The following is a 26,763-nucleotide window of genomic DNA, read 5'->3' on the forward strand; positions in this document are numbered from 1 at the left end:
TCTGGTTGCGGGAGCCGGATTTGAACCGACGACCTTCGGGTTATGAGCCCGACGAGCTACCAGGCTGCTCCATCCCGCGCCTGTGAGATCGAATTCTACGGATTTACGCACTGATGTCAAGCAATTGTTTTGGAAAAACCTTTTTTGTTCAAACCCTTAGCGCTTCATATCCGTGTACAGCTCAGTCACGGCGGGGCTTTCAGGCCGATTATCGTGTAGCAAAGCAGGTGAGCTGTTTCAGAGGAGGGCGCATGCGATACTATCTGTATGAATTTACAGTGCTGACGGTCGTCCATGTCCTTGCGCAAGATCATCCACGTCGACTGCGATTGTTTCTACGCTGCGATCGAGATGCGTGATGACCCGCGCCTGGCCGGTCGCCCCATGGCGGTGGGGGGCTCGCCCGACCATCGCGGGGTAATCGCCACCTGCAACTATGAAGCGCGTGCCTATGGCGTGCGCTCGGCCATGTCATCGCGGCATGCGCTGAAGCTCTGCCCCGATCTGTTGATCGTCAAGCCGCGCTTCGAGGCCTACCGTGAGGCCTCGCGGGAAATCCACACGATCTTTCGCGACTACACAGAGCTCATCGAGCCTTTGTCCCTGGACGAAGCCTATCTGGATGTAAGCGACAGCCAGTGGTATTCGGGCAGCGCAACGCGCATTGCCGAGGATATACGCCGGCGTGTTGCCCGCACCCTGCATATCACCGTGTCGGCTGGCGTGGCGCCTAACAAGTTTCTGGCCAAGATCGCCAGTGACTGGCGCAAACCCAACGGGCTGTTCGTGATTACCCCAAATGAAGTGGAAACGTTCGTTGCAGCCTTGCCGGTGGCCAGGTTGCATGGGGTGGGTAAGGTGACGGCCGACAAACTGACGCGGCTGGGCATCGAAACCTGCCTGCAGTTGCGTGAGTGGTCGCGGCTGGCATTGGTGCGCGAGTTCGGCAGTTTTGGCGAGCGGTTGTGGGGGTTGGCGCGGGGGATCGATGAGCGTGCAGTGCATAACGACAGCCGACGCCAGTCGGTGAGTGTGGAAAACACCTACGACACCGACCTGCCAGACCTGGCCAGCTGCTTGGCGCGGCTGCCAGATCTGCTGGCTAGCCTGAACGAACGCATCGCTCGAATGGACAGCAGTTACCGGCCAGACAAGCCGTTCGTCAAGGTCAAGTTCCATGACTTCAGCCAGACCACCATGGAGCAAGCCGGGGCCGGCCGGGACCTGGAGAGTTATCGGCAATTGCTGGGGCAGGCGTTCGCCCGTGGCGGCAAGCCGGTACGCTTGCTAGGGGTAGGGGTGAGGTTGCGTGACTTGCGGGGCGCACATGAACAGCTGGAGCTGTTCCCGCCTAAATGAAAGGGGCTGCAATGCAGCCCCTTCTATTAATGCACGCCTGGATCCGCCACCAACCGGCCAGTGGCCTTGGTCAGCGACTGCAGGAACTCCTGTTGCAGCTCCGGATCGTTGCGGGTCAGCTCGATCAGGCTCTGTTCCATTTCACTGGCTTCCTCTTCAAGGCCCAGTTCGGACAGGCGCTTGACCCGGTGCACCCACTGGCCGACATCATCATCTTCGAGGTCATCGAAGATCAGCTCATGGGCTTCGAGCAGCTTATTGCGCAGGGTAGCGCTGACCAACAGGCTGGCATCGCCTCGTACCGCATTGTCCTCGTCAAGTACTTGCAGGTGCAGGGTGCCGACGTGGTTGAGGTTTTGCTCGGAGAACGGGCTGTCGAGCAGGTTCAGGCGCAGCACGCCGTTGCGGTCCGTGGTCAGCTCGTGGGTCATCTTGCCGGCCTTGACCTCGACCAGGCGCTCGCTCCAGGGCAGGCTGGTGGATTCCTCTCGCTGGCCTTTCTGCACTTCGCTGATCCCGGCCAGGTTCTGCTGGGCGCGGCCGTTGGATGGCACGTTCATGAACGGATTGAGCCCATCCACGCCATAGCTGAGCCAGTCGTGGGTGATACTTTGCGGCAGGTTGCCCAAGGCGAAGACGTTGACCACATTGGCGCCGACACCCGCCACCACGGCCACTGCACCCAGCGGGATCTCGTAGATCTCCCGCCAGGGTTGGTAAGGCGTGTAGCGGTCATAGCGACGGGTCACTTCGAATTCGGTCACTTCGAAGCGCTTTTGCTCATGCACGCGCACACGTCGCTGCGGAAGCTCCATCACCTTCGGCTCGCCGACATCGATCTGCAGGGTGTGCTCGAGCAGTTTGCGCTCGACGCGCTCCTCATGGTCGCTGCGCTGGGACATCTGGTTGGCGCAGCCGCTGACGAGCAGGGCGCCGCACAGTGCGGCGCCCCCAAGGGTAAAGGTACTTCGCTTGTACATGATCACTCGTGCATTGGTTATCAGCGGCGAACGCGGGCCTGCAGGAAGGTCAGCACTTCATTGAGCGGCAACGCCTGGGCGTCCTGCTCGGTGCGGTGCTTGTACTCCAGGTTGCCTTCGGCCAGGCCGCGATCGCTGACGACGATGCGGTGTGGGATGCCAATCAGCTCCATGTCGGCAAACTTGATGCCTGGGCTGGTCTTCTTGTCGCGGTCGTCCAGCAGCACTTCGAAGCCGGCAGCAGTCAGTTCGGCGTACAGCTTGTCGGTTGCCTCACGGACCACCTCGGTTTCATAGCGCAGCGGCACCAGAGCGATCTGGAACGGGGCCAGGGCGTCGTTCCAGATGATGCCCTTGTCGTCATAGCTCTGCTCGATGGCCGCGGCGACCACGCGGGAAACGCCGATGCCGTAGCAGCCCATCGACAGAACCACCGGCTTACCGTTCTCGCCCAGTACCTGGCATTTCAATGCCTCGCTGTACTTGGTACCCAGCTGGAAGATGTGGCCCACTTCGATGCCGCGCTTGATCACCAGGGTGCCCTGGCCGTCCGGGCTTGGGTCGCCTTCGACCACGTTACGCAGGTCGGCAACCTGTGGCACCGGCAGGTCGCGTTCCCAGTTGACGCCGAAGTAGTGCTTGTCGTCGATGTTGGCGCCAATGCCGAAGTCGCTCATCAGGGCAACCGAGCGGTCGATGATGATTTCCAGTGGCAGGTTGAGCGGGCCGAGCGAGCCGGCGCCGGCGCCAATGGCGTCGCGCAGTTCGGCTTCGGTGGCCATGACCAGCGGGTCGGCAACCTGTTCCAGCTTGGTGGCCTTGATTTCGTTCAGTTCGTGGTCGCCACGGACGATCAGGGCAATCAGCTTGCCCTCTTCGGCACCGCGCACGATCAGGGTCTTGACGGTCTTTTCGATCGGCAGGCCGTGGTTTTCCACCAACTGGGCGATGGTCTTGGCATTCGGGGTGTCGACCAGGCGCAGCTCCTCGGTAGGGGCAGGGCGCACGGTTTCACGCGGGATGGCTTCGGCCTTCTCGATGTTGGCGGCGTAGTCGGAGCTGTCGCTGAAGATCACGTCGTCTTCGCCGGACTCGGCCAGTACGTGGAACTCGTGCGAGTAGCTGCCACCGATCGAGCCGGTATCGGCCTGCACTGGGCGGAAGTCCAGGCCCAGGCGGGTGAACACGTTGCTGTACGCCTGGTGCATGCGGTCGTAGGTTTCCTGCAGGGAAGCCTGGTCGGCATGGAACGAGTAGGCGTCCTTCATGATGAACTCGCGGCCACGCATCAGGCCGAAGCGCGGGCGGATTTCGTCACGGAACTTGGTCTGGATCTGGTACAGGTTGAGCGGCAGCTGTTTATAGCTGGACAGCTCGTTACGGGCCAGGTCGGTGATCACTTCTTCGTGGGTAGGGCCGACGCAGAAGTCACGCTGGTGGCGGTCTTTCAGGCGCAGCAGCTCAGGGCCGTATTGCTCCCAGCGACCGGATTCCTGCCACAGCTCGGCGGGCTGGATGCTCGGCATCAGCACCTCCAGGGCGCCGGCGGCGTTCATTTCCTCACGCACCACGGCTTCGACCTTGCGCATTACCCGCAAGCCCATCGGCAGCCAGGTGTACAGGCCGGAGGCCAGTTTGCGGATCATGCCGGCACGCAGCATGAGCTGATGGCTGATGACCACTGCGTCGGCAGGGGTTTCTTTCTGGGTGGCGAGCAAATATTGACTGGTGCGCATGGTTAGCCGTGTCGATTGCCTAAGACGTTGAAATAGCCCCGCATTGTACGGGGGGGAAACGAAGGCGTACAGGATGCCCCAGGGCGTGACACTTGTCAGCCAAGAAAAAGCCCGGCGTGATTGCCGGGCTTTTTCAGGTGCGGGGCACTGCAAGCCAGGCTTACAGGATGCTCAGCGGGTACTCCACGATCAGGCGCAGTTCGTCGATCGATGGGGAATCGTAGTAGACACCATCGGAAGAACGGTAGGTGGCTTGACGCACGCGGAAGCTCAGGTCTTTCGCCGGGCCTTCCTGCAGCACGTACTTGATGTCGACGTCGCGTTCCCATTCTTTGCCGTTGGTGGTGCCGGCGACGTTGGCGTCGGAACCGCGTACATAACGGGTCATGAAGGTCAGGCCTGGAATGCCGTATTCGGCAAAGTTCAGGTCGTAGCGAGCCTGCCAGGATTTCTCGTCTTCGGCGTTGAAGTCGGAGCGGGCCACGGAGTTGGCCAGGAAGATGGTGCCGCCACCGTCGATACCATAACCATAGTCGCCGTCGCCGGTGACTTTCTGGTAGGCCAGGGTGAAGGTGTGAGCGCCGATGTTGTAGGCGCCCGACAGGCTGAACGCGCGGTTGTCCAGCTTCTCGCCATCGAATGCGCGGTACTCGGCAGAGCCTTCGCTCTTGGTGTCATAGATGTTGAAGTCGAACACCAGGCCTTGATTGTCGGAGATTGGCAGCGCCCAGTTGACGTTGGCGTAGTATTTGCGCCAGTAGTCTTCAACCTTCGAGTAGTACAGGCTGGTGCTGAGGTTGTCGGTGAAGGCGTAGGTGCCGCCGACCACGTTGGCTTCCTTCAGGCCGAAGCTGTCGCGGTTGGTTTGTTCCTGGGCAGTCAGGCTGGTGAAGTGACCAGCGTGCAGGGTCAGCCCTTCGATCTCGTTGCTGGTGATCAGGGTGCCCTGGGCGATTTCTGGCAGCAGGCGGCTGTCATCGGTGGCGAAGACCGGCAGCGCGGTGAACTGGTCACCCACTTTCAGCACGGTGTCGGAGATGCGGAATTTGACCGCGCCGCCGCCCTTGGAGTAGTCATCCTGCGAACGGCCGTCGGAACCGGTCGGGAACAGGCCGGTACCGGCACGGCCCTTGCCGCTGTCCAGTTTCAGGCCGAGCATGCCGATGGCGTCGACACCTACACCCACGGTGCCTTGGGTGAAGCCGGACTCGAAGGTGCCGACGAAGCCCAGGCCGGTTTCTTCGCGACGGCTCTGACCGCCTTCGTTGTTGCGGAAGTCACGGCTGAAATACAGCATGCGGGTCTTGACGCTCAGCTTGCTGTCTTCGATGAAACCTTTGGACTCGTCCTGTGCCGAGGCCATTGCCAACTGCGAGGTCCCTGCCGAAACGGCCAGGGCGATCATGCTCCACTTCATCACGCGCATCGTGATTTGCTCCTTTGGTTTTTAGGAAGAGTACCGCTGCGTCCAAGTCTTTTAGTTATATGGGGCAGCTCTTTCTTGTTATGTCGGCGAAAATGTATAGCACGCAGACTGTTGTTGGCGATATGGCTATAAGCACTCTTTGCGGAACTTTTTCACCGTGTCGCTTTTAAGTATTTCCATGTCGCAAATCACGCCCCGGTGCAGGGGCCGTATAACCTCAGCGCTGTTCCTGTCACCGTAATGAATCGGTAATTGCCGATTCCGGTTGAGGAAACTCCCTGGTCACCCATGTCGCTGTTGTTATTTGTCGCGTACAGCTGCCACTGCAGATGTCGTGCCGACTTGGCGTGAAGGGAATGCAACAAGCGTGCTCAAAATTCGCAACAGTTCATGAAATTTTCACAAAACCTGCTACCGAGGGTCGGAAAGTGCCGTAAATGCGGGACGAAGGCTGCGTGAGTGTTTTTTGGGATCGAGAATCATTAAAATTTAAAAACCTGCCATTAGAGTCAAGGTGTTACCGCAACTTGTTCATCCGGCGTCGTTTGTGGGGTGGTCAGTGTGGGGAGGGCGGGCAGGTGGCCTCATTTTGGTGCGAAAAGTAGCGCTGTGTTACCGGCAGTGTGCAAGGTATCCTTGCTGGCCTGTTTTCCGCCTGAAGCGGGATGGTATTGCCTGAAGGAGATATGCCGTGTTCGTCCTCGATTCGCGTTTGCAGCAGGATTCGCTGGTGTTGGGAGAGTTTTCACTGTGCCAGTTGCTGCTGAGCAAGGATGCCAATTACCCATGGTTCATTCTGGTGCCCAAGCGCGCTGGTGTCAGTGAGCTGTTCGAGCTGGATGCGGCAGAGCAACAGCAGTTGTGGCAGGAAACCACCTTGTTGGCAGAAGCGCTGAAGGCCAGCTATGGGGCCGACAAGATGAACGTGGCTACCTTGGGCAACGTGGTCAGCCAGTTGCACATGCATGTGATTGTGCGCCAGCGCGACGACGCCGCGTGGCCGGCACCGGTATGGGGCAAGTGTGCGCCTGTGGACTACACCGATGATCAACTGCAAGCCGTTCGCCAGCGCCTGCGCGGGCTACAACTTGCTGGTTACCAAGAGGCCTGAGATGACACTGGAAATGCGGATGGTCGAACTGGAAACCCGTCAGGCGTTTCAGGATGACGCTATCCAGGCGCTGAATGACGTGGTGGTGGAGCAAGCGCGTGTGATCGAGCGGCTGCAATTGCAGATGGCCGAGCTGATCAAGCGTCATGAAGAGATGGTTGGCCAGTATGGCAGCGAAGGGGAAGAGGCCCCGCCTCCTCATTATTGAGTTGTTCCAGGCTGCTATCGCCGGCAAGCCAGCCGCCACAGGTATGATGCTGCCTTCAGGTGCAGCACGGCCCTTGTGCAGGCGGGCTTACCGTTGATAGCGTCGGCCGGTCAGCCGTTGGTCAGCGGCGGGTTACTGCAACCACGTCTTCGGCCTGCAGGCCCTTGTCGCGGTGCATCACCGAAAACTCCACGCGCTGGCCTTCGACCAGAATGCGGTGGCCCTCGCCGCGGATGGCCCGAAAGTGCACGAAAATGTCATCACCCGAGTCTCGGGAGATGAAACCAAAGCCTTTCGATGTGTTGAACCATTTGACGGTGCCGGTATCACGGTTGCCGGCATCTTGTGCCACGTGTTGACTGCCGCGTGCCTTGCGCGGGCTGCGGGCAAAGCCCACGGCCAGATGCAGGGCCACGGCCAGCGCCGCACACACCAGGGCTGCCAGGTTGCCCATTTCCGGGCGGGCCAGTAGCGTCAGGGTCTGCAGCACGACGGCGACCACCAGCAGGGCGCAGGCCAGGTGCTGCAGTTGTTGCCGCGCGCCGCGATGATACAGCGGCACGACCGGGGCCAGCACCAGATTGAGCAGGCCGAGCAGGGCCAGGTAGACCGCGTCGGGTTGTTGCAGGAAGGGTGTCGCATCGGTTTTCAGGCTGGGTATGAGCGATAGCAGCAAAGCTGCGACGCCCGTCACCAGATGGACGATCTTGAACATGGGGTTGGCTCACTGTTGATAAGGCCGATCACAGGAAGAGCTGGCAGCACGGTGCGCATGAGATATAGAGCGCGAACACGTGGCGGCCAGCCTATGCACCCGGCAATGACAGTCCGCACGGGTGGCACAGTGCCTATTTAACAGTAAAGCCGCAGCCTACTCAAACCGCGGGCCGCCCAGTGGCGATGTATTGCGCCATGTCACATGCGGGATGCGACAAGTATTGCTACAGTGGTCGGCGCCCGCTTGAGTCTCAAGCCTTATGGAAAGGGGAGCTTCATGGCAATCGATATCGGTATCAGTGAAGAAGATCGCAAGTCCATCGTCGATGGGCTGTCCCGCCTGTTGTCGGATACCTACGTGCTGTATCTGAAAACCCATAACTTTCACTGGAACGTCACCGGCCCGTCGTTCCGCACCCTGCACCTGATGTTCGAAGAGCAGTACAACGAACTGGCGCTGGCAGTCGATTCGATCGCCGAGCGCATCCGTGCCTTGGGCTTCCCGGCACCGGGCTCGTATGCATTTTATGCACGGCACTCGTCGATCAAGGAGGAGGAAGGCGTCCCCCCGGCAGACGAGATGATCCGCCAGTTGGTTCAGGGGCAGGAGGCCGTGGTACGCACTGCGCGCAGCATTTTCCCTGTGGTGGACAAGGTCAGTGACGAGCCGACCGCCGACCTGCTGACACAGCGCATGCAGGTGCACGAGAAAACCGCCTGGATGCTGCGGGTACTGCTCGACGGCGAGTAACCGTTGCTCAAGGCGGAAAGCTTGCGCAACCCCTGTGGGAGCGGGCACGCCCGCGAACACCGGCGCAGCCGGTGCCCAACCATTCATCGGCAGCCGCCTGCCAGGTGCAGTGCGTTATACCTTGGTCGACGGGCACATCTGCCACGAGGCCTGAGTAACGCCTGTGGGAGCGGCCTTGTGTCGCGATAGGGCCGCAAAGCGGCCCCAGCAATCTATGCATGATGCCGAGATCCTGGGGCCGCTGCGCGGCCCTTTCGCGACGCAAGGCCGCTCCCACAGGCTCCGCTTGGCAATCCGGTATTTGCGAAGGAACATTTTGCCGCTGCTTTAAGCTCGCCCGTCAGCGCTTCATAGGCCACCTGGTACCTGTGACGAGGAAGTGTGGCGCATGATGCAAGCGAGCAAACGTATGGCTGGCCAGGGCAGCTGGCCAGGAAAACAGTGCATCGACCCGTTCAAGGCGGACTTCGACATGTTGCAGACGCAGCCGGTGTCACGTTCCGTGCGGCTCAACGGCTTTTCTACCTGTCTGCGCCTGGAGGCTGTCTACTGGGGTATCCTTGAGCGCATTGCTGCTGCCAACCGTTGTTCGGTCAGTGCGGTGTTGTCCTACGTGGACCGTGAAGTGCACCTGCGCCAGGGCGGAGTGCGCAATTTCAGCGGGCTGATCCGGGTAATCTGCGTGGCGTGGCTGCAGGACCCGCCAAGTGTGCGCTGATCGCCAGGCGGGCTGCGCAGTGCTTGCTAACCATATATAATCCCGCTTTTTGCTGCCCCCCGGCAGCCAGCGTTATGGTTGACGAGAGACACCCATGCCCCTTTATGACTATCAATGTGCGTCCTGCGAGCACCGCATGGAAGTGCTGCAGAAGATCAGCGCCGCGCCGCTGACCGATTGCCCGGCCTGTCAGGCGCCGGCACTGAAAAAGCTGCTGTCGGTGCCAGGCTTTCGCCTGAGCGGTAACGGTTGGTACGAAACCGACTTCAAGACCGGGGCGAAAAAGAATCTGGCAGGCGGCGACAAGGCCGACTGAGTTGAATGCTGTGACCGGGTCTTGCAGTATTAGCCCTCCGGGCGGCCAAGGCCTCCACCGAATACACGAATCACGAGAAGCGAAACCACCATCATGATGCGCAGCCATTATTGCGGCCAACTGAACGAGAGCCTGGACGGCCAGGAAGTCACCCTTTGCGGCTGGGTCCATCGTCGCCGCGACCACGGCGGGGTGATCTTCCTCGACATCCGTGACCGCGAAGGCATGGCCCAGGTCGTGTTCGACCCGGATCGCGCCGAAACCTTCGCTGCTGCCGACCGTGTGCGCAGCGAATACGTCGTGCAGATCACCGGCAAGGTCCGCAAGCGTCCTGAAGGTGCAGTGAATGCCAACATGGCATCCGGTGCCATCGAGATCCTCGGCTACCAGCTGAACGTGCTCAACGAAGCGGAAACCCCGCCGTTCCCCCTGAACGAATACTCCGACGTCGGCGAGGAAACTCGCCTGCGTTATCGCTTCATCGATCTGCGTCGCCCGGAAATGGCCGACAAGCTGCGCCTGCGCTCGCGCATCACCAGCAGCATCCGTCGCTTCCTCGACGAAAACGGCTTCCTCGACGTCGAAACCCCGATCCTCACCCGAGCCACGCCGGAAGGCGCGCGCGACTACCTGGTGCCAAGCCGTACCCACGCCGGTAGCTTCTTCGCCCTGCCGCAATCGCCACAGCTGTTCAAGCAGCTGCTGATGGTCGCTGGCTTCGACCGTTACTACCAGATCGCCAAGTGCTTCCGTGACGAAGACCTGCGTGCCGACCGTCAGCCGGAATTCACCCAGATCGACATCGAGACCAGTTTCCTCGATGAAAGCGAGATCATGGGCCTGACCGAAAGCATGATCCGCAAGCTGTTCAAGGAAGTGCTCGACCTGGAATTCGGCGAATTCCCGCACATGACCTTCGAAGAGGCCATGCGCCGCTACGGCTCCGACAAGCCAGACCTGCGTATTCCGCTGGAGCTGGTTGACGTTGCCGACCAGCTGAAGGATGTCGACTTCAAGGTGTTCGCCGGCCCGGCCAACGATCCAAAGTGCCGCGTTACCGCCCTGCGTCTGCCAGGTGGTGCCAGCATGCCGCGCAGCAAAATCGACGAGTACACCAAGTTCGTCGGTATCTACGGTGCCAAGGGGCTGGCCTACATCAAGGTCAACGAGCGCGCCAAGGGCGTCGAAGGCCTGCAGTCGCCGATCGTCAAGAACATCCCTGAGGCCAACCTCAACAACATCCTCGATCGCGTTGGCGCCGTAGACGGTGACATCGTGTTCTTCGGTGCCGACAAGTTCAAGGTGGTCAGCGAAGCCCTGGGTGCGCTGCGTATTCGTCTGGGTCACGACTTCGAGCTGCTGACCTGCGAGTGGGCGCCGATGTGGGTCGTCGACTTCCCAATGTTCGAAGAGAACGAAGACGGCAGCTTCACGGCATTGCACCACCCGTTCACCGCGCCGAAGTGCACGCCGGAAGAGCTCGAGGCCAACCCGGCCACTGCCCTGTCCCGTGCCTACGACATGGTGCTGAACGGTACCGAGCTGGGTGGCGGTTCGATCCGTATCCACCGTAAAGAGATGCAACAGGCAGTATTCCGTCTGTTGGGTATCGAGGCAGAAGAACAGGAAGAGAAGTTTGGCTTCCTGCTCGACGCTCTGAAGTTCGGGGCACCGCCTCACGGTGGCCTGGCGTTCGGCCTGGACCGTCTGGTCATGCTGATGACCGGCGCTCAGTCGATCCGTGAAGTGATCGCGTTCCCGAAAACCCAGAGCGCCGCATGCGTCATGACCCAGGCCCCTGGCATGGTCGACGCCAAGGCCCTGCGCGAGCTGCACATCCGACTGCGCGAACAGACCAAGGTCGAGTAAGCAGTCCCCGGGCGCATCCACATGGATGCGCCTTTGCGTTTCGACGCAGGTATTTTCCCGTCCCGCCCCGTCATGGGGCGGGGCTGTTTGTGATTCAAAGGATTCGGAGTCGTTATGGCTGGTCATTCCAAGTGGGCGAACATCAAGCACCGCAAAGAGCGCCAGGATGCCAAGAGGGGCAAGGTCTTCACCAAGTGGATCCGCGAACTGACGGTCGCTGCCAAGCAGGGTGGCCCTGATCCGGCATCCAACCCGCGCCTTCGCCTGGCGCTGGACAAGGCGTTGGGCGCCAACATGAGCCGCGACATCATCGATCGTGCCGTGGCCCGTGGTGCTGGCACCAATGAAAGCGACAATGTCGAAGAGCTTAGCTACGAAGGTTACGGCCCGGGTGGCGTGGCGATCATGGTCGAAGCCATGACCGACAACCGCAACCGTACCGCCGCGGCCGTGCGCCATGCCTTCACCAAGTGTGGCGGCAACCTGGGTACTGACGGTTCTGTGGCCTACCTGTTCGAGCGCAAAGGCCAGATCAGCTTTGCTCCGGGCGTGGAAGAGGACGCGTTGATGGAAGCGGCAATGGAAGCCGATGCCGATGACGTGGTCGCCAACGACGACGGCTCCTTCGACGTGTTCACCTCGTTCAACAGCTTCTATGCCGTGCGTAATGCCTTGGAAGAGGCTGGCTTCAAGGCCGCTGACGCGGAAATCGTCATGCAGCCGACCACCAGCGCCGAACTCGACCAGGACGGTGCCGAAAAGGTGCTCAAGCTGATCGACATGCTCGAAGACCTGGATGACGTGCAGAACGTTTACTCCAACGCCCAGATTTCCGATGAGATCATGGAAAACCTCGGCTAAGGTGATTTGGCATTTTGTGCCAACTCTGAGCGTTTGATAGCGCCTGTGCCGGCCCTTTCGCGGGTAAACCCGCTCCTACAGGTATTACGCCCATTTCAAATGTGGTGCAGTACCTGTAGGAGCGGGTTTACCCGCGAAAGGGCCGGCGCAGTTTGTAGAGATGCATCATTTTTTTGACGGGCTTTATGACTCTCATTCTAGGTATCGACCCCGGCTCGCGCATCACCGGCTATGGCGTGGTACGCCAGACCGCCCGTGGTTGCGAGTACGTGGCGTCGGGCTGCATCCGCACCGGCAGCGGTGAGCTGCACGAGCGGCTGCAGATTGTTTTTCGTGGTGTCAGTGAAATCATTGCTCAGCACGGCCCGGTGACCATGGGCATCGAACGGGTGTTCATGGCCCGCAACGCCGATTCGGCGCTCAAGCTTGGCCAGGCACGTGGCGCGGCTATCGTCGCCGCCGCCGAGGCTGGCCTGGAGATCGCCGAGTACAGCGCCACCCAGGTCAAGCAGGCCGTGGCCGGCACGGGTGGTGCCAACAAGGAGCAGGTGATGATGATGGTCATGCACCTGCTGAAATTGACGCAAAAACCGCAGATCGACGCTTCCGATGCCCTGGCCATCGCCCTGTGCCACGCCCACACCCGCTCCAGCCTGGTGCCGCATGGCTTGAGCACAGCGCGGCGACGCGGCGGGCGCTTGCGTCTGTAAGCGCTTCATGCGCTGATACACATTTTGTTCGGGTGATGCATTCACCTGCTGCATTTGCTGATAGGGTTGAGCGGTCTTTGACCGGCTCCCCGAGAGGAAGGATCGGAACGTGATTGGACGTTTGCGCGGCACCCTGGCGGAAAAACAACCGCCTCACCTGATTATCGACGTCAACGGCGTGGGTTACGAACTGGAAGTTCCCATGACCACGCTGTACCGTCTGCCCAAAGTGGGTGAAACCGTCACGGTGCATACCCACCTGGTCGTGCGCGAAGATGCCCACTTGCTCTACGGCTTTGCCGAAAAACGTGAGCGCGAGTTGTTCCGCGAGCTGATCCGCCTGAACGGCGTAGGGCCTAAGCTGGCCCTGGCGCTGATGTCCGGGCTGGAAGTGGATGAACTGGTGCGCTGCGTGCAGGCCCAGGACACCTCAGCCCTGGTGCGCGTGCCGGGCGTCGGCAAGAAAACCGCCGAGCGCTTGCTGGTCGAGCTCAAGGACCGTTTCAAGGCCTGGGAAACCTCGCCGGCCATGTTCACCCTGGTGTCCGATGGGCCTTTGCCGGTTGCCAGCGAGTCCAGTGCCGAGGCCGATGCAGTCAGTGCCTTGGTCTCGCTGGGCTACAAGCCGCAGGAAGCCAGCAAGGCAATTGCCGCGATCAAGGACAAGGCCGGCCTGAGCAGTGAAGAGCTGATCCGCCGCAGCCTGAAAGGGATGATTTCCAAGTGATCGAAGCCGACCGCCTGATCGCCGCCAGTGGCCGCGACCGCGAAGAAGTCCAGGACCGTGCGATTCGCCCGCTGAGCCTGGACGAGTACATTGGCCAGCCGGTGGTGCGCGAGCAGATGGCGCTGTTCATCCAGGCCGCCCGCGGCCGCGGCGAATCGCTTGACCACACGCTGATCTTCGGCCCGCCCGGCCTGGGCAAGACCACCCTGGCCAACATCATCGCCCATGAAATGGGCGTGTCGGTGAAGAGCACTTCGGGGCCGATTCTCGAGCGCCCCGGCGACCTGGCAGCCATGCTGACCAACCTCGAGCCGCACGACGTGCTGTTCATCGACGAAATCCACCGGCTGTCGCCTGTGGTCGAAGAAGTGCTTTACCCGGCCATGGAGGACTTCCAGCTCGACATCATGATCGGCGAAGGCCCGGCAGCCCGTTCTATCAAGCTCGATCTGCCACCCTTCACCCTGGTGGGGGCTACTACCCGTGCCGGCATGCTGACCAACCCGCTGCGTGACCGCTTCGGTATCGTTCAGCGCCTGGAGTTCTACAACGACAAGGATCTGAGCACCATTGTCAGCCGCTCGGCCAACATCCTTGGCCTGGCCATCGAAGACCAGGGGGCCTACGAGATCGCCCGCCGTGCCCGTGGCACGCCGCGCATCGCCAACCGCCTGCTGCGCCGCGTGCGTGACTACGCCGAGGTGCGCGGCAAGGGCCAGATCACCAAGGCCGTGGCTGACATGGCGCTGAACCTGCTGGATGTCGACGAGCGTGGTTTCGACCATTCGGACCGTCGCCTGCTGCTGACCATGATCGAGAAGTTCGACGGCGGCCCGGTGGGCGTGGACAACCTGGCTGCAGCCATCAGCGAAGAGCGTCATACCATCGAAGATGTGCTTGAGCCGTACCTGATTCAGCAGGGCTACATCATGCGCACGCCACGCGGCCGCGTGGTCACCCGGCATGCCTACCTGCACTTTGGGCTGAATATTCCCGGGCGCTTGGGGGAGGGGGGCGATTTTTCCGAGCCAGGCGATGAATGACAGATCAAAAGCGACTTTTCGTGGTCCTACCGCTGGCATGCCCTGGGTGCGCTGGCAATAAGACATTAATGAAGAAAAAACAGTTGCCACAGCGGATTGGCAAGCTGAGGAGTAAGCACTAGAGTATGCGCGCGCAAAATCAGCTCGAACCGTTCGCACACCGGTGTCGCGTCTATTACGAAGATACCGATGCGGGCGGCGTGGTGTATTACGTCAACTACCTGAAATTCATGGAGCGCGCGCGCACCGAACGCCTGCGGCACCTGGGCTTTTCCCAGTCGCAGCTGGCTGAAGACAACCTGCTGTTCGTGGTCCATTCCAGCGAAGCGCGCTATCACGCGCCGGCGCGGCTGGATGACGAATTGCGGGTGACCGCGCAAGTACTTGAACTCAATCGCGCCAGCTTGCGTTTCGTACAGCAGGTCTGGCGGGAAAAGGATGAAACGCTGCTTTGCGAAGGGCAGTTCCTGGTGGCTGCCGTGCGCGCCGACACTTTCAAACCCCGAGCCCTACCCCCCCAGCTGCGCGACGCCTTTGCGGCGGACGGCTCGGGTAATCAATCGAATGCAGGAGAATAAGCGTGGAAGCTAACGTCGTCGACCATACCTCCATGTGGAGTCTGGTCAGCAATGCCAGCGTGGTGGTACAGCTGGTAATGCTGACCCTGGTGGCCGCCTCGGTCACCTCATGGATCATGATCTTCCAGCGCAGCACCATGCTGCGCGCCGGTCGTCGTGCGCTGGATGCCTTCGAAGAGCGCTTCTGGTCAGGCATCGACCTGTCCAAGCTGTACCGCCAGGCAGGCAGCAACCCAGACCCGGACTCCGGCGTGGAGCAGGTGTTCCGTGCCGGTTTCAAGGAGTTCTCGCGCCTGCGCCAGCAGCCGGGTGTTGATCCGGACGCTGTCATGGAAGGTGTTGGCCGTGCCATGCGTGTGGCCATCTCGCGCGAGGAAGAAAAACTCGAGCAGAGCTTGCCGTTCCTGGCCACCGTTGGTTCGACCAGCCCGTACATCGGCCTGTTCGGCACCGTATGGGGCATCATGAACTCCTTCCGTGGCCTGGCCAGCGCCCAGCAGGCCACCCTGGCCACCGTTGCTCCGGGCATCGCCGAAGCACTGATCGCTACCGCCATCGGCCTGTTCGCGGCAATCCCGGCTGTCATTGCCTACAACCGTTTCGCCGCGCGCAGTGAAGTACTGATCGGCCGTTACTACACCTTCGCCGACGAGTTCCAGGCGATCCTGCACCGCAAAGTGCACACCAGCGAAGAGTAATCAGGTAGAAGCCCATGGCCCGAGTTCGCCACAAACGCAAGCCCGTCGCCGAGATGAACGTGGTGCCCTACATCGACGTGATGCTGGTGCTGCTGGTCATCTTCATGGTGACGGCGCCCATGCTCAACCAGGGCGTGAAGGTCGACCTGCCCAAGGTTTCCAGCGAAGCCTTGCCGCAGGACAACAACGTCCAGATCCTCACCATCTCCATCAAGGCCGATAAAACCTATTACTGGAACCTCGGCAGTGAAGTCGATACCGACAAGCAGATGGACAAGGCCATGACCTTGCCGGCCATGACCGACGCCGTCACCAAGATCATTGCTGCCGGCCGTGACCAGGGCAAGCAGACCCAGGTGTTCATTCGTGGCGACAAGGCTGTCGACTATGGCGCGGTCATGGGTGCCATGGGCGGGTTGCAGAAGGCCGGTGTCGGTAACGTTGGCCTGATTACCGAGGCGCCCTGATGCAACAGCGAGAGCCATCCGCCTCGGAAAGCTACTTCTGGCCCAGTGTCTGGGCCATCGGCCTGCATGTGCTGGTGTTTGCCCTGCTGTTCGTCAGTTTTGCCATGACGCCTGAGCTGCCGCCTTCCAAGCCGATCGTTCAGGCTACCCTGTACCAGCTCAAGTCCAAGAGCCAGGCAACCACCCAGACCAATCAGAAGATTGCCGGGGAGGCGAAGAAAACCGCTTCGCGCCAGACCGAAGTCGAGCAGCTGGAACAGAAGAAGGTCGAGCAGGAGGCCGTGAAGGCCGCGGAACAAAAGAAAGCTGACGCCGCTCAAAAGGCCGAAGAGGCCCGCGAAGCCGCCGAGGCGAAAAAAGCTGAGGATGCTGCCAAGGCCGCCGAAGCTGCCAAGGCTGCCGAGGCCAAGAAAGCCGCCGAAGCCAAGAAAGCCGACGAGGCGAAGAAAGCCGCCGAGAAACAGCAGGCCGACATCGCCAAGAAAAAGGCTGAGGACGAAGCCAAGAAAAAAGCCGAAGAAGAGGCCAAGAAAGAGGCTGCTGAAGAGGCGAAGAAGCAAGCCGCCGAGGAAGCCAAGAAAAAGGCAGCCGAAGAGGCCAAGAAGAAAGCAGCCGAGGACGCCAAGAAGAAAGCGGCGGCCGAGGACGCGAAGAAGAAGGCAGCTGAAGAGGCCAAGAAAAAGGCCGCTGCAGATGCCCAGAAGAAGAAGGCACAGGAAGCGGCCCGCAAGGCGGCAGAAGACAAGAAAGCCCAGGCACTGGCCGAGCTGTTGTCCGATACCACCGAGCGGCAGCAAGCGCTGGCCGACGAGCAGGGTGACCAGGTGGCCGGCGACTTCGACGACCTGATCCGTATGCGCGCGGCCGAGGGCTGGGCACGTCCGCCTTCCGCGCGCAAGGGCATGACGGTGGTCCTGCAGATCAACATGTTGCCGGACGGTACCATCACCAGTGTCAGCGTGGCCCGTTCCAGTGGTGACGGCCCGTATGACAGTTCGGCGGTGGCTGCGGTGAAGAACATTGGTCGTTTGACCGAGATGCAGGGTATGAAGCCGAGCGATTTCAACCAATATCGTTCGTTCAAGATGACATTTACACCTGAGGATCTAGCGTTGTGATTAAACGTCTGAGAGGACTGCTGGTCATGCTCTGCTGCGTGGCAGGCATGGCGGTGGCAGAAGAAAAGAACATCCTGGTTACCAGCGGCAGCGACCGGGCCACGCCCATCGCGGTAGTACCGTTCGGTCTGCAGGGCGGCAGCGTGCTGCCCGAAGACATCGCCGACATCATTGGCAATGACCTGCGCAACTCTGGCTACTACTCGCCAATTCCGCGGCAGAACATGATCAGCCAGCCGTCGCAGGCCAGCGAAGTGATCTTCCGTGATTGGAAAGCGCTGGGTGCACAGTACGTGATGGTCGGCAGCATTGTGCCGTCGGGCGGTCGCCTGCAGGTGCAGTACGCGCTGTTCAACGTCGCCACCGAGCAGCAAGTGCTGACCGGCAGCGTGGCGGGCAGCACCGACCAGCTGCGCGACATGGCGCACTACATTGCCGACCAGTCGTTCGAGAAGCTCACCGGCATCAAGGGCGCGTTCTCTACGCGCATGCTGTACGTGACGGCCGAGCGTTTCTCCACCAACAACACCCGCTACACCCTCCAGCGTTCGGACTACGACGGTGCGCGTGCGGTGACCCTGCTGCAATCGCGTGAGCCGATCCTGTCGCCGCGCTTTGCGCCAGATGGCAAACGTATCGCCTACGTTTCGTTCGAGCAGAAGCGCCCACGTATCTTCGTGCAGAACATCGATACTGGCCGCCGCGAGCAGGTGACCAACTTCGAAGGCCTGAACGGTGCGCCAGCCTGGTCGCCGGACGGTTCGCGCCTGGCGTTCGTGCTGTCCAAGGACGGCAACCCGGACATCTACGTGATGAACGTGGCCTCGCGCCAGATCAGCCGTGTTACTGCAGGCCCGGGTATCAATACCGAGCCGTTCTGGGGTAAAGATGGCAACACCCTCTACTTCACTTCCGACCGTGGCGGCAAACCGCAGATCTATAAACAGTCGGTCAGTGGTGGTGGTGCCGAGCGCGTAACGTTCGTGGGTAACTACAACGCCAACCCGAAACTTTCGGCGGACGAAAAGACCCTGGTAATGATCCATCGCCAACAGGGCTTTACCAACTTCAAAGTGGCGGCACAGGACTTGCAGCGCGGAAGTGTAAAGATTCTGTCTGAAACAAGTCTTGATGAGTCTCCCACTGTTGCGCCAAACGGCACCATGCTAATCTACGCCACCCGCCAGCAGGGCCGGGGAGTCTTGATGCTCGTGTCGCTGAACGGCCGCGTGAGGCTCCCACTTCCTACCGCTCAAGGCGAAGTCAGAGAACCGTCCTGGTCCCCTTACCTGAACTGATTGCGGCGTAATACATTTTGCTTAACACACTGGGGTTTCATTAGGAGTTTCACGATGGAAATGCTGAAGTTTGGTAAATTTGCTGCGCTGGCTCTGGCCATGGCCGTAGCTGTAGGTTGCTCCTCGAAGGGCGGTGATAACGCAGGCGAAGGCGCTGCTGTAGACCCTAACGCTGGCTACGGTGCCAACACTGGCGCTGTTGACGGCTCCCTGAGCGAAGAAGCCGCCCTGCGCGCAATCACCACCTTCTACTTCGAATACGACAGCTCGGACCTGAAGCCAGAAGCCATGCGCGCTCTGGACGTTCACGCCAAGGACCTGAAAGCCAACGGCAACCGTGTTGTTCTGGAAGGTAACACCGACGAGCGCGGCACCCGCGAGTACAACATGGCTCTGGGTGAGCGTCGTGCGAAAGCCGTTCAGCGCTACCTGGTTCTGCAGGGCGTTTCCCCTGCTCAGCTGGAACTGGTTTCCTACGGCGAAGAGCGTCCAGTTGCTACCGGCAACGACGAGCAGTCCTGGGCTCAGAACCGTCGCGTAGAACTGCGTAAGTAAGTTCTTATGCGTATGTGCCGCCGTGTAGTAACCGTCCTCGCACTCAGCCTGCCGCTTGCGGCTTGGGCTGAGGTCCCTGTAGTAGATGACAACGCAGGCAGCTATCCGCCTGCGGGTTATGGCACGAGCGGCGCCTATGCCGGGTCAGGGGCTTCGGCCCCTGCCTCTGCACAGGGCCAGCTGTTCATGCAGCTGCAACAGATGCAGGATCAGCTTTCCCGCCAGCAAGGCATCATCGAAGAGCTGCAAAACGATGTGTCGCGCATGAAGCAGGAAAACCTGGAGCGTTACCAGGACCTGGACCGTCGCATCAACAGTGGCGCTGCGCCTGCCGCAACCCCTGACAATTCCTCCGGTGGTGGTGCGTCCAATGCCGCCCCCGATGCCGCAGCAGGTGCTGCTGCGCAACAACCGGCCGGCAGTAGCCAGCCCGGTGATCCGGCGAAAGAGAAGCTCTATTACGACGCAGCTTTCGACCTGATCAAACAGAAAGACTTCGACAAGGCCAGCCAGGCGTTCAGCGCCTTCCTGCGCAAGTACCCCAACAGCCAGTACGCCGGTAATGCCCAGTACTGGTTGGGTGAAGTGAACCTGGCCAAGGGTGACCTGCAAGGCGCCAGCCAGGCTTTTGCCCAGGTCAGCCAAAAGTACCCGAAGCACAGCAAGGTGCCAGATTCGCTGTACAAACTGGCTGATGTCGAGCGCCGTATGGGCCATACCGACAAGGTAAAAGGCATCCTCCAGCAGGTTGTCACCCAGTACCCCGGCACCTCTGCCGCTCAACTGGCTCAGCGTGACCTGCAGAAGCTCTAGGCGTTTTCGCTGTACCGCTCGAAAGAAACCCGCGCCAGTCGCGGGTTTTTTCGTTAGAATCACTGCCCTTTTTTCGTAAACACGCTGCTGCGGATAACGCGATGTCGAGTCCGCGACAGTGCCTGACGGAGGCGGACAGCCTGTTTAGCTGTCACGCCCGTGGCGAGCATGCAAGACACATTACGCATCACCGAAGTCTTTTACTCTTTGCAGGGTGAGACGCGAACGGCCGGGCTGCCTACGGTATTTGTGCGCCTCACCGGTTGCCCCCTGCGTTGCCAGTACTGCGACAGTGCCTATGCCTTCAGTGGCGGTACCGTTCGCACCCTTGATTCGATCCTTGAGCAAGTGGCCGGCTTCAAGCCGCGCTACGTGTGTGTCACCGGTGGCGAACCGCTGGCCCAGCCCAACGCCTTGCCGTTGCTGCAGCGGCTGTGTGATGCCGGTTACGAGGTGTCGCTGGAAACCAGCGGCGCGCTGGATATTGCCGGCACCGACACCCGCGTCAGCCGTGTGGTCGACCTGAAAACCCCAGGCTCCGAAGAGTCGCACCGTAACCGCTACGAGAACATCGAGCAGCTGACGCGCAACGACCAGGTCAAGTTCGTCATTTGTTCCCGTGAGGATTATGACTGGGCGGTATCCAAGCTGATCCAGTACAACCTGGCAGAGCGTGCCGGTGAGGTGTTGTTCTCACCCAGCCATCATCAGGTGAACGCCAGTGACCTGGCTGACTGGATCGTTGCTGACAACCTGCCCGTACGCTTCCAACTTCAGCTGCACAAGCTGCTGTGGAACGACGAGCCCGGACGTTGATTGAGGAGCACGTACACATGACAGAAAAACGCGCAGTAATCCTGTTGTCCGGCGGCCTGGACTCGGCCACCGTGGTTGCCATGGCCAAGGCCGAAGGCTACAGCTGCTACACCATGAGCTTTGACTACGGCCAGCGTCATCGCGCCGAGCTGAACGCCGCTGCCCGCGTGGCCCGCGACCTGGGTGTGGTCGAGCACAAGGTGATTGGGCTGAACCTCGACGGCATCGGCGGTTCGGCATTGACCGACAGCAGCATCGACGTGCCGGAAGCCCCGGGTGAAGGCATTCCGGTCACTTATGTGCCGGCGCGCAACACCGTGTTCCTTTCGCTGGCGCTGGGTTGGGCTGAAGTGCTGGAAGCGCGCGACATCTTCATTGGCGTCAACGCCGTCGATTACTCTGGCTACCCGGATTGCCGTCCCGAGTTCGTCGAGGCCTTCGAGCGCATGGCCAACCTGGCGACCAAGGCTGGCGTAGAAGGGCAGGGTTTCCGCATCCAGGCGCCGCTGCAGAACATGAGCAAGGCGCAGATCGTGCAGGCCGGTATGGCCCGTGGTGTGGACTACAGCCTGACCGTTTCCTGCTACCAGGCCGACGATGACGGCCGCGCCTGTGGCAAATGCGACAGCTGCCGCCTGCGCGCCGACGGTTTCAAGGCCGCCGGTATCGAAGACCCGACTCGGTATTTTTGAAAAAATCGTGATGGGGTGTTGAATTCTCGTTAGAAATCAGTATTATACGCGCCATCAAATGGGTCGTTAGCTCAGTTGGTAGAGCAGTTGGCTTTTAACCAATTGGTCGTAGGTTCGAATCCTACACGACCCACCATACGCATTACGTGAGAGCCCGCTACCAGAAATGGTCGCGGGCTTTTTCGTTTGCGCTACGGGTGTTCGGAAAAAAGGGCGCAGAGCGCCCACCAATTACTCGGCCCATTCCGGGTCGCCAGTGAACACCACGGTCAGCCAGCGGTCCGGCCCTTCGCCGCCTACCGCGTCGCCAATCTCGTTGCGCCAGGCATCCCATTCATCGATGGTCTTCGCCGCCATGGTTTTGGGCACGATGAAATACAGTTCGATCTCCCGCGAACGCCCGACCTTGGCGACATAGGCGCGGTAAGACTGCAGGCCGTGGCGAGCGACGAAGGCCTTGGCCACCTCATCTACGTGCAGCTTGAGGTCGCCAGGGGTGACCAGGAAGATTTCAGACAGCGCCTGACGCACCACCGACATCGGCAACGGCACGATCACCAGGCACACCAGCGCCAGCACCGCCGGGTCAATATAGGGTGATACCCATTCCAGCGCAGTGCCTTGCACGGCATAGCCAAAGCAGAAGGCGATCAGCAGTGCGGCCGTGATGCTGGCCGACATCACCCAGCCCTTGACGTCCATGCGCACGAAGTCTGACTTCAGTTTGCGGTTGGCGCGGGCCTCGATGACGGCGATGGTCACGCAGGTGATCACCGTCAGCGCCGCGTAGACCATGGCAATGCCGAACTCCAGGTGGCGCCCGCCTTGCAGCAGGCTGCTGACGGCATTGATCAGCGCGTAGATGGCCACGCCGCCGAGCAGAATGCCGTTGAGCGCCAGTACCATGGGCTCCAGGTGCCAGAAACCCATGGTGAAGCGCTCGCGCAGCTTGCGCGACATCTGCACGCTGGTGGTGTGCGAAGTGATCAGCTTGACCACCACCAGCGACAGCCCGCTCATGCTGGCGTCGACCAGCGAGTACACACCGTCGAAGACGATGGAGAACGAGCCGGAGGCAAGGCCGAAGGCGATGCCGATGGTGGCGATGAACAGGGTGGCGGCGATCGAGGTGCGTAAAAGCCCTTGTTCGCTGGTGATGTCGAAGAAAGTGGATCGGGTTGGATTAGGCATAAGTTGTGCTCAAGAATAACAATGGTGCGGTGCCTGTCAGGGCCTCTTCGCGGGCACGCCCGCTCCCACAGGAACTGCACAGCCCCTTAGGGTTACGCCGAACCTGTGGGAGCGGGCGTGCCCGCGAAGAGGCCCTGACAGGCTAAACGCGAAACTGCTCCATCAGCGCCTGCTGCTGGTTGGCCAGCCGGTTCAGGGCTTGGCTGATGCGTGCTGATTCATCGGCCTGCCCGGCCAGCGATTCTGTCACGTCTCGAATGCCGGCCACGTTACGGTTCACTTCCTCGGCCACCGCGCTCTGCTCTTCCGCCGCCGAGGCTATCTGCAGGTTCATGTCGCTGATCACCGCCACGGCCTCGCCAATACGCTGCAGTGCCGGTAATGCCTGCTCCATGCGTGCGGCGCTGTCCTGGGCGTGGCGTTGGCCTGCATGCATGGCCCCCACCACGTCCTGGGTGCCTTGCTGAAGGCCCTCGATGACCTGGCGAATTTCCTCTACCGAAACCTGCGTGCGCTGGGCCAGGCCGCGCACCTCATCGGCAACCACGGCGAAGCCACGCCCGGCTTCGCCTGCGCGGGCCGCTTCGATGGCGGCATTCAGTGCCAGCAGGTTGGTTTGCTCGGCAATGGTGCGGATCACTTCAAGCACCGAGCCGATTTGCCCGCTGCGGTCTTCCAGTGCACGGGCCTCGTCCATGGCAGTGTTCATGCCGGCGGCCAGGCGGTCGATGCCCTGGCGCGTGCTGTCCACCAGTTGCAAGCCTTCCTGGCTGGCCTGATCCGCGGCGCGTGCGGCCTGGGCCGCCTGCGAGGCGTTGTGGGCGACATCCAGAGCGGTGGCGCTCATTTCATTGGCCGCTGTGGCCACCTGTTCGATTTCGCGATGCTGTTGCTGCATGCCGTTGCTGGTCTGGCTGGCGATGGCGGCCGATTGGTCGGCGGTGTCGCGGGCCTCCTGCAGCGACCCTTTGACCTGGGCAATGACCGGTTGCAACTTGTCGAGGAAGCGGTTGAACCAGCCGGTGAGCAGGCCCAGTTCATCCTGGCGGGCGTAGTCCAGGCGACGGGTAAGGTCGCCTTCGCCACTGGCAATGTCTTCCAGGCGTGCCGCCACGGCCAGGATTGGCCGGCTAACGCCGCGAGCGGTCAGCCACACCAGCAGCAACCCCACGATTGCCGTGCCAAGGCCTATCAGCAGGCTGGTGAGGTTGGCATTCTGGTTATGGGCATCAAGGCGCTGGTTGAGGGCTACGGCAGGGGCCTGCAGCACGCTTTCCGGCACTTCCAGCCATACCTGCCACGGGGCTGTGTCAGGGATTGGCGTGAAGGGGTGGGCCACGCGCAGCAGACCGTCGGCTACCGCATTTGCCATGGGCTTGCCGAGCGTGCTGTCGTCGCGACTGTTGCCCGCCAGCAGGCCGGCGGCGGTGGCGATAATCACCTGGCCCTGGCCGTCGAACAGGTCGCGGCGGCCGTCCACACTCAGTTGCTGCAGGTTGGCCAGGCCGATGTCCAGGCCGACCACGCCGACTACCTTGCCGTGTTCCAGCAATGGCAGAGCGATGCTGGTCATCAGCACCTGACGGCCGTTGACCTCGTCGAGGTACGGTTCGAGCATGCAGGTCCTGGCGGTGTCCTGCGGGCAGGTCAGCCAGCGGTTCTTCGCCGCGCCGTTGCTGCCGATGCTGGTGTCGCCGAGCATCGTTTCCGGCATGGCTTCAAGTTCCAGGGTGCCGGGGCTTGGTTGGGACCAGTACAGCGAGAAACGCCCGCTCTCATTGCTGCCCAAGGCGTCCTGCCCGAGGTAGTGGCTGTCCTGCTGGTCCAGGGCATTGGGTTGGAACACCAGGTACAGGCCAATCACATCCGGGTTGCCGGCCAGGCTGGCACGCGCCTGGCGGGTCAGTTCGGCGCGCAGGTCGCTACCACCACGGTCTTTCAGCACCTGTACCAGGCGGGCAAAGCCATTGCCGTACTGGTAGGCGTCCATGAAGTAGCGCTGGATACGCAAGGCCTGGGTTTCGGCGTGGGCCTGCAGGCGCTGGCGGGCGCTGTCTTCGAGCATGGCAGTGTTGGCCTGGTTGACCAGGGCGGCGCTGCGATGGGCCTGGGTCAGCGAGGTGGCTACCAGCAAGGCGACAATGGCCAGCAGGCACAGGCCGGCGAGGAGTGTGATCTTCCACTGGATGGAGAGGCGACGCAGCGGCATGAGGGCTTTCCTTTTCGAACAAATGCAACGCCCGCGATCAGGCGCGGGCGTTGTTGGCAGCGTGGGTCATTCGGCGACGTAGTTGGGCGGTGCCGCGCGGAAGGCTTTGGTCAGCCAGCCCAGGTAGACCAGCCCGAGCGCAGCCCAGATGCCGCCAAACATCAGCGAATGTGCGTTCAGGTCCAGCCACAGCGAGACGATGATGCAGAAGCCGATGGTCGGCAGCACCAGGTACTTCAACTGGTTGCTCAGGCCTTTGCGATTGCCTTCACGCAGGTAGCAGTGGTTGATCACCGACAGGTTGACGAAGCTGAACGCGACCAGGGCGCCGAAGTTGATGATGGAAGTGGCGGTGACCAGGTCGAAGAAGATCGCCGACAGCGAAATCAGCCCTACGACTGCAATGTTCAGCACTGGCGTCTTGTAGCGCGAATGCAAACGGGCGAAGACGCTGGCCGGGATCACGTTGTCGCGGCCCATTACATACAGCAGGCGTGACACGCTGGTTTGCGAGGCCAGGCCCGAGGCGATGGTGTTGATCACGGTGCAGGCAATGAAGATCGACTGGAAGAGCTTGCCGCCAACGTACAGGGCAATTTCCGGCAGGGCTGCTTCCTGGTCGTGGAAGCGGGCCATGGTCGGGAAGTAGGCCTGGATGAAGTACGACACGGTGATGAACACCACACCGCCAATCAGTGCGGTGAGGAAGATCGCCCGGGGAATGGTCTTGGCCGGATCGCGGGTTTCCTCGGACAGGCAGGTGACCGCATCAAAGCCCAGGAACGAGAAGCACAGGATGGTTGCACCGGCGGCCAGGGCACTGAACTGGGTCTGGCTGTCGGCGAACGGTATCAGGCTCCAGGTGGTACCCAGCCCTTCGCCCTGGTCCAGGCCGCGCACGCACAGGTAGATGAACACGGCGATGATCGCCACCTGTACACCCACGAACAGCAGGTTGAAGTGGGCCACCAGGTTTACGCTGCGCATGTTGATCAGGCTGATCAGGGTGACGAAGCCGGCGACCCACATCCACTCAGGTACTTCCGGGAACATGGCCGAAAGGTACAGCTTGGCCAGTAGCGCGTTGACCATCGGCAGCAGCAGGTAGTCCAGCAGTGAAGACCAGCCCACCAGGAAGCCCACGTGCGGGTTGATCGCGCGCTGGGTGTAGGTGTAGGCCGAGCCCGACTGCGGGAAGCGTTTTACCAGGGTGCCATAGCTCACCGCGGTGAACAGGATGCCGGCCAATGCCAGGATGTAAGCGCTGGGTACATGGCCAGCGGTGATCCCGCTGACGATGCCGAAGGTGTCGAACACGGTCATCGGGGTCAGGTAAGCCAGGCCGATGATGATCACGTGCCAGAGGCGCAGGGTTTTGCGAAGTTGGCCGTTGCCGGAAGCGCTGTGGTCAGGCTGCATGCTGGCATGGCTCCTGCTGCTGGGCGTAAACGACGGGCACGGTGTATTGCGCATGCGGCAAGGGCGAGCGGGTGGGCTCCATATTGTTCACCTTTTATGTTGGAGCGGCGGAAGGCGCGGTGGGGCGCGCAAAGTGGTGAAAATAAAAAACGATGGGTAGGTGGGTGTCAAGTTAAACATGACAAGATGTTGCAAAATTGAAATATTTATCGATTAAATACGGGATTTGTTCGGTTGTTGCGCGTTTTTTTGCGATTCTGATCAATTTGAGTGTTCGTAAAAATTAACGAGTCCTTTGCTTGTTTCACCTGGCTGTCGGATGTGTCCGAAAAATGGCATTTCTCGAGCTGGGCCAGCACTCGGCCCAATCGGGGGTG

Annotated in this window: 27 protein-coding genes, 2 tRNA genes and 2 pseudogenes; 22 read left to right on the forward strand and 9 right to left on the reverse strand. The window is 61.0% G+C overall.

Going from position 1 to position 26,763, the window contains the following annotated elements:
• Nucleotides 1–2: 2 nt before the first annotated feature.
• Nucleotides 3–79: transfer RNA gene (locus AC3WLP_RS10595), tRNA-Met, on the reverse strand.
• A 221-nt stretch (nucleotides 80–300) separates the two neighbouring features.
• On the opposite strand from AC3WLP_RS10595, the gene dinB reads away from it, so the two are divergent.
• Nucleotides 301–1,359 carry a DNA polymerase IV gene (gene dinB, locus AC3WLP_RS10600; RefSeq protein WP_167398639.1) on the forward strand — a complete coding sequence of 353 codons (1,059 nt, stop codon included), beginning with the start codon at nucleotides 301–303 and terminating at the stop codon, nucleotides 1,357–1,359.
• A gap of 26 nt (nucleotides 1,360–1,385) precedes the next feature.
• Here dinB and AC3WLP_RS10605 read toward each other — a convergent pair whose 3' ends face one another.
• The 3 genes from AC3WLP_RS10605 to AC3WLP_RS10615 form a co-directional block, all read right to left on the reverse strand.
• Nucleotides 1,386–2,339 (reverse strand): hypothetical protein, encoded by a 954-nt coding sequence (locus tag AC3WLP_RS10605; RefSeq protein ID WP_003254789.1) that lies wholly within the window; start codon nucleotides 2,337–2,339, stop codon nucleotides 1,386–1,388.
• Between the two features lie 20 nt (nucleotides 2,340–2,359).
• Nucleotides 2,360–4,075, reverse strand: a complete 1,716-nt coding sequence (locus AC3WLP_RS10610; protein ID WP_004575745.1) for a proline--tRNA ligase — start codon at nucleotides 4,073–4,075, stop codon at nucleotides 2,360–2,362.
• A 160-nt stretch (nucleotides 4,076–4,235) separates the two neighbouring features.
• On the reverse strand, nucleotides 4,236–5,501 hold the full coding sequence (locus AC3WLP_RS10615) for an OprD family porin (RefSeq protein ID WP_012051471.1): 1,266 nt from the start codon (nucleotides 5,499–5,501) through the stop codon (nucleotides 4,236–4,238).
• 691 nt (nucleotides 5,502–6,192) lie between these two features.
• Between AC3WLP_RS10615 and AC3WLP_RS10620 the strand changes: the two genes are divergently transcribed.
• Together AC3WLP_RS10620 and AC3WLP_RS10625 are read left to right on the forward strand one after the other, a co-directional pair.
• Nucleotides 6,193–6,612, forward strand: coding sequence for an HIT family protein (locus tag AC3WLP_RS10620; protein WP_012051472.1), 420 nt, complete (start codon nucleotides 6,193–6,195; stop codon nucleotides 6,610–6,612).
• A 1-nt stretch (nucleotide 6,613) separates the two neighbouring features.
• Complete coding sequence (locus AC3WLP_RS10625; protein WP_012051473.1) at nucleotides 6,614–6,820, forward strand: SlyX family protein; 207 nt, start codon at nucleotides 6,614–6,616, stop codon at nucleotides 6,818–6,820.
• Nucleotides 6,821–6,941: 121 nt separating this feature from the next.
• Here the strand turns inward: AC3WLP_RS10625 and AC3WLP_RS10630 are convergent, their stop codons facing one another.
• Nucleotides 6,942–7,535 carry a cold-shock protein gene (locus tag AC3WLP_RS10630; protein ID WP_003254784.1) on the reverse strand — a complete coding sequence of 198 codons (594 nt, stop codon included), beginning with the start codon at nucleotides 7,533–7,535 and terminating at the stop codon, nucleotides 6,942–6,944.
• Between the two features lie 279 nt (nucleotides 7,536–7,814).
• Between AC3WLP_RS10630 and AC3WLP_RS10635 the strand changes: the two genes are divergently transcribed.
• From AC3WLP_RS10635 to AC3WLP_RS10725, 19 genes and pseudogenes are all read left to right on the forward strand, one after another.
• Nucleotides 7,815–8,288 carry a Dps family protein gene (locus AC3WLP_RS10635; protein WP_012051474.1) on the forward strand — a complete coding sequence of 158 codons (474 nt, stop codon included), beginning with the start codon at nucleotides 7,815–7,817 and terminating at the stop codon, nucleotides 8,286–8,288.
• Nucleotides 8,289–8,337: 49 nt separating this feature from the next.
• Nucleotides 8,338–8,442: pseudogene (locus tag AC3WLP_RS10640) on the forward strand (dihydroorotase); the annotation flags it as partial.
• 234 nt (nucleotides 8,443–8,676) lie between these two features.
• Nucleotides 8,677–9,006 carry a ribbon-helix-helix domain-containing protein gene (locus tag AC3WLP_RS10645; protein WP_003254778.1) on the forward strand — a complete coding sequence of 110 codons (330 nt, stop codon included), beginning with the start codon at nucleotides 8,677–8,679 and terminating at the stop codon, nucleotides 9,004–9,006.
• Nucleotides 9,007–9,100: 94 nt separating this feature from the next.
• Nucleotides 9,101–9,322 carry an FmdB family zinc ribbon protein gene (locus AC3WLP_RS10650; protein WP_003254776.1) on the forward strand — a complete coding sequence of 74 codons (222 nt, stop codon included), beginning with the start codon at nucleotides 9,101–9,103 and terminating at the stop codon, nucleotides 9,320–9,322.
• A 93-nt stretch (nucleotides 9,323–9,415) separates the two neighbouring features.
• The gene (gene aspS / locus AC3WLP_RS10655) at nucleotides 9,416–11,191 is read left to right on the forward strand and encodes an aspartate--tRNA ligase (protein WP_004575741.1); all 1,776 of its coding nucleotides are present in this window, start codon (nucleotides 9,416–9,418) and stop codon (nucleotides 11,189–11,191) included.
• Between the two features lie 114 nt (nucleotides 11,192–11,305).
• On the forward strand, nucleotides 11,306–12,052 hold the full coding sequence (locus AC3WLP_RS10660; protein ID WP_003254770.1) for a YebC/PmpR family DNA-binding transcriptional regulator: 747 nt from the start codon (nucleotides 11,306–11,308) through the stop codon (nucleotides 12,050–12,052).
• A 185-nt stretch (nucleotides 12,053–12,237) separates the two neighbouring features.
• Nucleotides 12,238–12,762 (forward strand): crossover junction endodeoxyribonuclease RuvC, encoded by a 525-nt coding sequence (ruvC, locus tag AC3WLP_RS10665; RefSeq protein ID WP_003254769.1) that lies wholly within the window; start codon nucleotides 12,238–12,240, stop codon nucleotides 12,760–12,762.
• A 109-nt stretch (nucleotides 12,763–12,871) separates the two neighbouring features.
• Nucleotides 12,872–13,489, forward strand: a complete 618-nt coding sequence (gene ruvA / locus AC3WLP_RS10670) for a Holliday junction branch migration protein RuvA (RefSeq protein WP_003254768.1) — start codon at nucleotides 12,872–12,874, stop codon at nucleotides 13,487–13,489.
• Complete coding sequence (gene ruvB, locus AC3WLP_RS10675) at nucleotides 13,486–14,532, forward strand: Holliday junction branch migration DNA helicase RuvB (RefSeq protein ID WP_003254766.1); 1,047 nt, start codon at nucleotides 13,486–13,488, stop codon at nucleotides 14,530–14,532. Before ruvA ends, ruvB begins: the two co-directional genes overlap by 4 nt.
• Nucleotides 14,533–14,657: 125 nt before the next feature.
• Nucleotides 14,658–15,110: a tol-pal system-associated acyl-CoA thioesterase gene (gene ybgC, locus AC3WLP_RS10680; RefSeq protein ID WP_003254764.1), complete on the forward strand. Its 453-nt coding sequence runs from the start codon at nucleotides 14,658–14,660 to the stop codon at nucleotides 15,108–15,110.
• Nucleotides 15,111–15,112: 2 nt separating this feature from the next.
• The gene (tolQ, locus tag AC3WLP_RS10685; RefSeq protein WP_010952367.1) at nucleotides 15,113–15,808 is read left to right on the forward strand and encodes a protein TolQ; all 696 of its coding nucleotides are present in this window, start codon (nucleotides 15,113–15,115) and stop codon (nucleotides 15,806–15,808) included.
• 14 nt (nucleotides 15,809–15,822) lie between these two features.
• Nucleotides 15,823–16,275 carry a protein TolR gene (gene tolR, locus AC3WLP_RS10690; protein WP_003254760.1) on the forward strand — a complete coding sequence of 151 codons (453 nt, stop codon included), beginning with the start codon at nucleotides 15,823–15,825 and terminating at the stop codon, nucleotides 16,273–16,275.
• The gene (gene tolA, locus AC3WLP_RS10695; protein ID WP_012051476.1) at nucleotides 16,275–17,393 is read left to right on the forward strand and encodes a cell envelope integrity protein TolA; all 1,119 of its coding nucleotides are present in this window, start codon (nucleotides 16,275–16,277) and stop codon (nucleotides 17,391–17,393) included. Before tolR ends, tolA begins: the two co-directional genes overlap by 1 nt.
• A gap of 26 nt (nucleotides 17,394–17,419) precedes the next feature.
• On the forward strand, nucleotides 17,420–18,691 hold the full coding sequence (tolB, locus tag AC3WLP_RS10700) for a Tol-Pal system beta propeller repeat protein TolB (protein WP_012051477.1): 1,272 nt from the start codon (nucleotides 17,420–17,422) through the stop codon (nucleotides 18,689–18,691).
• A gap of 54 nt (nucleotides 18,692–18,745) precedes the next feature.
• Entirely contained in the window at nucleotides 18,746–19,246 is a 501-nt protein-coding gene (gene pal / locus AC3WLP_RS10705) for a peptidoglycan-associated lipoprotein Pal (protein ID WP_003254755.1), read from the forward strand.
• A 6-nt stretch (nucleotides 19,247–19,252) separates the two neighbouring features.
• Nucleotides 19,253–20,059: a tol-pal system protein YbgF gene (gene ybgF, locus AC3WLP_RS10710; RefSeq protein ID WP_012051478.1), complete on the forward strand. Its 807-nt coding sequence runs from the start codon at nucleotides 19,253–19,255 to the stop codon at nucleotides 20,057–20,059.
• Nucleotides 20,060–20,227: 168 nt separating this feature from the next.
• Complete coding sequence (queE, locus tag AC3WLP_RS10715; protein WP_003254753.1) at nucleotides 20,228–20,875, forward strand: 7-carboxy-7-deazaguanine synthase QueE; 648 nt, start codon at nucleotides 20,228–20,230, stop codon at nucleotides 20,873–20,875.
• Nucleotides 20,875–21,567 (forward strand): 7-cyano-7-deazaguanine synthase QueC, encoded by a 693-nt coding sequence (queC, locus tag AC3WLP_RS10720; RefSeq protein WP_076403786.1) that lies wholly within the window; start codon nucleotides 20,875–20,877, stop codon nucleotides 21,565–21,567. Before queE ends, queC begins: the two co-directional genes overlap by 1 nt.
• A 60-nt stretch (nucleotides 21,568–21,627) precedes the next feature.
• Nucleotides 21,628–21,703 (forward strand) — tRNA-Lys (locus AC3WLP_RS10725).
• 95 nt (nucleotides 21,704–21,798) lie between these two features.
• On the opposite strand, the gene AC3WLP_RS10730 is transcribed toward AC3WLP_RS10725, so the two are convergent.
• The 4 genes and pseudogenes from AC3WLP_RS10730 to AC3WLP_RS10745 form a co-directional block, all read right to left on the reverse strand.
• Nucleotides 21,799–22,758: a cation diffusion facilitator family transporter gene (locus AC3WLP_RS10730; protein WP_010952370.1), complete on the reverse strand. Its 960-nt coding sequence runs from the start codon at nucleotides 22,756–22,758 to the stop codon at nucleotides 21,799–21,801.
• A gap of 142 nt (nucleotides 22,759–22,900) precedes the next feature.
• Nucleotides 22,901–23,656: a methyl-accepting chemotaxis protein gene (locus AC3WLP_RS10735; protein ID WP_370588377.1), complete on the reverse strand. Its 756-nt coding sequence runs from the start codon at nucleotides 23,654–23,656 to the stop codon at nucleotides 22,901–22,903.
• Nucleotides 23,657–23,758: 102 nt separating this feature from the next.
• Nucleotides 23,759–24,967 (reverse strand): annotated as a pseudogene (gene mcpU, locus AC3WLP_RS10740) (methyl-accepting chemotaxis protein McpU); the annotation flags it as partial.
• A 66-nt stretch (nucleotides 24,968–25,033) separates the two neighbouring features.
• Entirely contained in the window at nucleotides 25,034–26,386 is a 1,353-nt protein-coding gene (locus AC3WLP_RS10745; RefSeq protein ID WP_012051481.1) for an APC family permease, read from the reverse strand.
• Nucleotides 26,387–26,763: the final 377 nt, after the last annotated feature.

It is taken from the genome of Pseudomonas sp. FW305-E2 (assembly GCF_058782925.1).